The sequence below is a fragment of the Pseudomonas sp. 22526 genome, assembly GCF_052044735.1.
Classification (GTDB): domain Bacteria; phylum Pseudomonadota; class Gammaproteobacteria; order Pseudomonadales; family Pseudomonadaceae; genus Aquipseudomonas; species Aquipseudomonas piscium.
The window spans coordinates 209,584-213,532 of sequence record NZ_JBQENK010000007.1; the positions used below are offsets into that span (position 1 = coordinate 209,584).

Annotated in this window: 4 protein-coding genes; 1 reads left to right on the top strand and 3 read right to left on the bottom strand. The window is 63.4% G+C overall.

Features of this window, described 5'->3' with window-relative positions; translation table 11 throughout:
* Positions 1–55: 55 nt before the first annotated feature.
* The 3 genes from ACTJKT_RS13085 to ACTJKT_RS13095 form a co-directional block, all read right to left on the bottom strand.
* A complete protein-coding gene (locus ACTJKT_RS13085) occupies positions 56–1,339 on the bottom strand; it encodes an ATP-binding protein (protein ID WP_440787393.1) in 1,284 nt (427 codons plus the stop codon).
* On the bottom strand, positions 1,340–2,047 hold the full coding sequence (locus ACTJKT_RS13090) for a response regulator (protein WP_025809400.1): 708 nt from the start codon (positions 2,045–2,047) through the stop codon (positions 1,340–1,342).
* Positions 2,048–2,219: 172 nt separating this feature from the next.
* Positions 2,220–2,825, bottom strand: coding sequence for a tRNA-(ms[2]io[6]A)-hydroxylase (locus tag ACTJKT_RS13095; RefSeq protein ID WP_053278703.1), 606 nt, complete (start codon positions 2,823–2,825; stop codon positions 2,220–2,222).
* A 227-nt stretch (positions 2,826–3,052) separates the two neighbouring features.
* Here ACTJKT_RS13095 and ACTJKT_RS13100 point away from each other — a divergent pair, with 227 nt between their 5' ends.
* Positions 3,053–3,916 carry a universal stress protein gene (locus ACTJKT_RS13100; protein ID WP_440787394.1) on the top strand — a complete coding sequence of 288 codons (864 nt, stop codon included), beginning with the start codon at positions 3,053–3,055 and terminating at the stop codon, positions 3,914–3,916.
* The last annotated feature ends 33 nt before the right edge of the window (positions 3,917–3,949 follow it).

The window sequence follows — 3,949 nt, forward strand, 5'->3', positions numbered from 1 at the left end:
CCTCGCTCCTACAGAAGCACGCCCAATTCCGCGGGTACGTGCCTATGGTTCCGGGTTACTCGACCTGCGCCCAGGTCATGCGAAACGACGCACCGCCCCACTGCGAATCCGTCACCTCGACCTGGCCGCCGTGGGATTGCGACACCCGCCGTACCAGCGCCAGGCCGAGGCCGAAGCCGCCGGTGCGGCGGTCGCGGCTGGCGTCGAGCCGGGAGAACGGCTCGAAGATCTTCTTGCGCCCCTCCACCGGCACGCCCGGGCCGTCGTCGTTGACCTGGACTTCATAGCCCTGCCCGACCCGCACCAGGGACACCTCGACACGCTGCTCGGCGTAGCGAATGGCGTTACGCAGCAGGTTGATCACCGCCCGCGCCATGAACCGCGGCTCGATGCTGATGCACTCGACCTCGCAGGCCCGGATCAGGATCTGCACCCCCGCCGCTTCCGCCTCCAGGGCGACACTGCCGACCACGCTGTCGAGCCAGCTGTGGGCCTGGATAGTCTCGCGGTTGATCACCGTGGCGCCGTGTTCCAGGCTGGCATAGGTCAGCAGTTCGGAGACCATTTCCTCCAGCTCGCCGAGGTCGGCGTACATGTCAGCGATCAGCTCGCGGTTGTGTTTCGGATCGGACTGCCTGAGCTGGTCGAGCTCGAACGACAGACGGGCGATGGGCGTGCGCAGCTCATGGGACACCGCGTTGGTCAGCTCGCGCTGATTGGCGATCAGGCCTTCGATGCGGCTGGCCATGCGGTTGAAGTGCTCGGCCAGCTCGCGAATGTTCGAGCGCCGCGACAGGTGCAGGCGCGCGCTCAGGTCGTTGTCACCGAAACGTTCGGCCGCCAGCCGCAGCTGCTCCAGGTCGCGCCAGTGCGGGCGCACCCAGAAATACAGGGCGATGCCCACCAGCGCCGCGAGAAAGACATAGGCGGTGATGGTATAGAAGCGGGTCAGCGAGGGCTCTTCCGGCAACTTGATGCTGAGCAATTGCGGGCCCTGGTCGATGCTGGCGATAAACTCGGTGAACTCTTGCCGCACCACCAACTGGTTGGATGCCAGCAAGGCCTGTTCCCGGGCGCTCAGGCCCAGCGCATCGGCGTTCACCAGGCGCAACTGCAAGCCGTAATGCGGCTGCAGTCCCTGCAATTGGCGTTCGCGTTCGACGCTGTCGAACGGCCGCAACTGCTCCACCAGGCTGTAGGCCGGCCCGCGCACCGCATCGCGGTTGTAGGCTTCCAGTGGATCTTCGAGGATGGCCGTGAAGATATGATCGACCGCGGTGATCGCCCCGGCAAAACCTATGGCCAGGACAATGTACAAACCCAGAAACAGCCGCAGCATTTAGAGCTCCCACGCGAAGGGATTGAACAGATAACCCTTGCCCCAGATGGTCTTGATGCACACCGGCTCACGGGGGTTGTCCTGCAGTTTGCCGCGCAGCTTGCTGATGTAGACGTCGACGCTGCGGTTGAGGCCGTCGAAGGCGATGCCGCGCATGCGGTTGAGGATGTCGTCGCGGGAGAGGATCTTGCCCGCCGAGCTGGCCAGCAGCCACAACAGCTCGAACTCCATGGTGGTCAGCTCGATCAGCTCGCCGGCCAGGCGCACTTCCCGGCAACTACGGTCGAGGGTCAGGCGGCCGAACTCCAGGGCGCCGCGCACCGTCGGCTCCGGCAGCTGCCGGCGTTGCAGGGCGCGCAGGCGGGCCAGCAGCACCGGTGGCTTGATCGGCTTGATCACGTAGTCGTCGGCGCCGGACTCAAGACCCAGGATATGGTCCAGGTCGTCTTCCTTGGCGGTGAGAATGACGATGGGCGTGTCCGATACGTTGCGGATCTCCCGACACACGTGCAGGCCGCTCTGGCCCGGCAGCATCAGGTCGAGGACGACGATTTTCGGCTTGAATTCGAGAAAGGCCGCCAGCGCCACATCGCCACGATGCACCACCCGTACCTCGAAACCGTGTTGGGACAGGAAGTGCGCGATCAGCCCGGCGAGCTTCTCGTCATCTTCCACCAGCAATACTTTGCCAAGACCCGGGTTATCCATAAATACCAGTCTGAGAGCGCACAATTGGGGTGCGCATTATAGGCGGCATCGGATAAGTCTGAGACCAGGCCAGACAGCAAAAACCGGCCCAGGTGGCCGGTTTTCAGTGATGTTTCATGCTTTTAAGAGTTTTTTACAATTTGCCCGTAGTTTTATACCGGCGTGGGCCGTTTTACAGAGTAGGCACGCCGCTGTGGAAGCGGAACTCGACGTCCGGCGACTCGATCAGTTCGCGCTCGGCGGCGCGCACCTTCTCGATCACCTGGGCGATGTCCTTGGCATCGCCGTACTGGTAGGCCAGCTTCAGGTAACCCTGGAAGTGCCGGGCCTCGCTTTTCAGCAGGCCGAAGTAGAACTTGCCCAGTTCTTCGTCCAGGTGCGGCACCAGCGCTTCGAAACGCTCGCAGCTGCGGGCCTCGATAAAGGCGCCGACCACCAGGGTGTCCACCAGCTTCACCGGTTCGTGGCTGCGCACCACCTTGCGCAGGCCCGAGGCATAACGCCCGGCCGACAGCTGGCGCAGTTCGATCTTGCGCCGCTTCATCAGGCGCATGACCTGTTCATGGTGCACCAGCTCTTCCCGCGCCAGGCGCGACATCATGTTGATCAGGTCGACATGGGAGTGGTACTTGGCGATCAGGCTCAGGGCCGTGCTGGCCGCCTTGAACTCGCAGTTCTTGTGGTCGATCAGCAGGGTTTCCTGATCCGCCAGGGCCGCCTGGACCCAGGCATCCGGCGTGCGGCAGCCGAGGAACTCGTGGATTTCCGGCAGGTTCATGGCTGCCCCCCTGTTACGGCGGCGGGCGCACAAGACAGGACGGTGGCGACTTCAGGGATAGATAACATGGGGCTCACGGCATAAGGGTTCACGGCGAAGGGCGCCGATTATACCGGCCGCGCCACAGACCACCAGCCGCGGCGCTTGATGTGCATCAACATCCACGGCGACGCGCAGCAACTATAGTTGTGCAAAGTAGCCTTCCTACCTCTCTGGAGATCCCGACCATGCAAGCCATCCGCAGCATCCTGGTGGTCATCGAGCCCGAGCATTCCGAAAGCCTCGCGCTCAAGCGCGCCAAGCTGATCGCCGGGGTGACCCAGGCCCATCTGCACCTGCTGGTGTGCGACAAGAAGCACGAGCATTCGGCGCTGTTGAGCGTGCTCAAGAGCAGCCTGCTGAGCGAGGGCTACAGCGTGACCACCGAACAGGCCTGGAACGACAGCCTGCACAGCACCATCATCGACGTGCAGCAGGCCGAAGGCTGTGGCCTGGTGATCAAGCAGCACTTTGCCGACAACCCGCTGAAAAAGGCCCTGCTCACCCCCGCCGACTGGAAACTGCTGCGCTACTGCCCAAGCCCGGTGCTGCTGGTGAAAACCGCCAAGCCCTGGGCCGGCGGCGTGATCCTGGCGGCCATCGACGTCGGCAACGCCGACGGCGAGCATCGCACCCTGCATGCCACCATCGTCGACCATGGTTTCGACATCGCCAGCCTGGCCAAGGCGCAGCTGCATGTGATCAGCGCCCATCCGTCACCCATGCTGTCGGCGTCCGACCCGGTGTTCCAGCTCAAGGAAACCATCGAGGCGCGCTACCGCGAGCAGTGCAAGGCGTTCCAGGCCGAATTCGATATCGACGATACCCATCTGCATATAGAAGAAGGCCCGGCGGACGTGCTGATCCCGCACACCGCCCATGAGTTGCAGGCGGCGCTGACCATCATCGGCACCGTGGCGCGCACCGGGATTTCCGGGGCGCTGATCGGCAACACCGCGGAAGTGGTGCTCGACTCCCTGGAAAGCGACGTGCTGGTGCTCAAGCCGGAGGAAATCATGGATCACCTGGAAGAGGTGGCCAGCAAGCATTGAGTGATGGGTTGACTGATAGAACGCCATCGCGGG

Bases quoted from the DNA above. Each gene is read 5' to 3' on its own strand.
- ACTJKT_RS13100 (WP_440787394.1), top strand. From the start codon at position 3,053: ATGCAAGCCATCCGCAGCATCCTGGTGGTCATCGAGCCCGAGCATTCC.
- ACTJKT_RS13090 (WP_025809400.1), bottom strand. From the start codon at position 2,047: ATGGATAACCCGGGTCTTGGCAAAGTATTGCTGGTGGAAGATGACGAG.
- ACTJKT_RS13095 (WP_053278703.1), bottom strand. From the start codon at position 2,825: ATGAACCTGCCGGAAATCCACGAGTTCCTCGGCTGCCGCACGCCGGAT.
- ACTJKT_RS13085 (WP_440787393.1), bottom strand. From the start codon at position 1,339: ATGCTGCGGCTGTTTCTGGGTTTGTACATTGTCCTGGCCATAGGTTTT.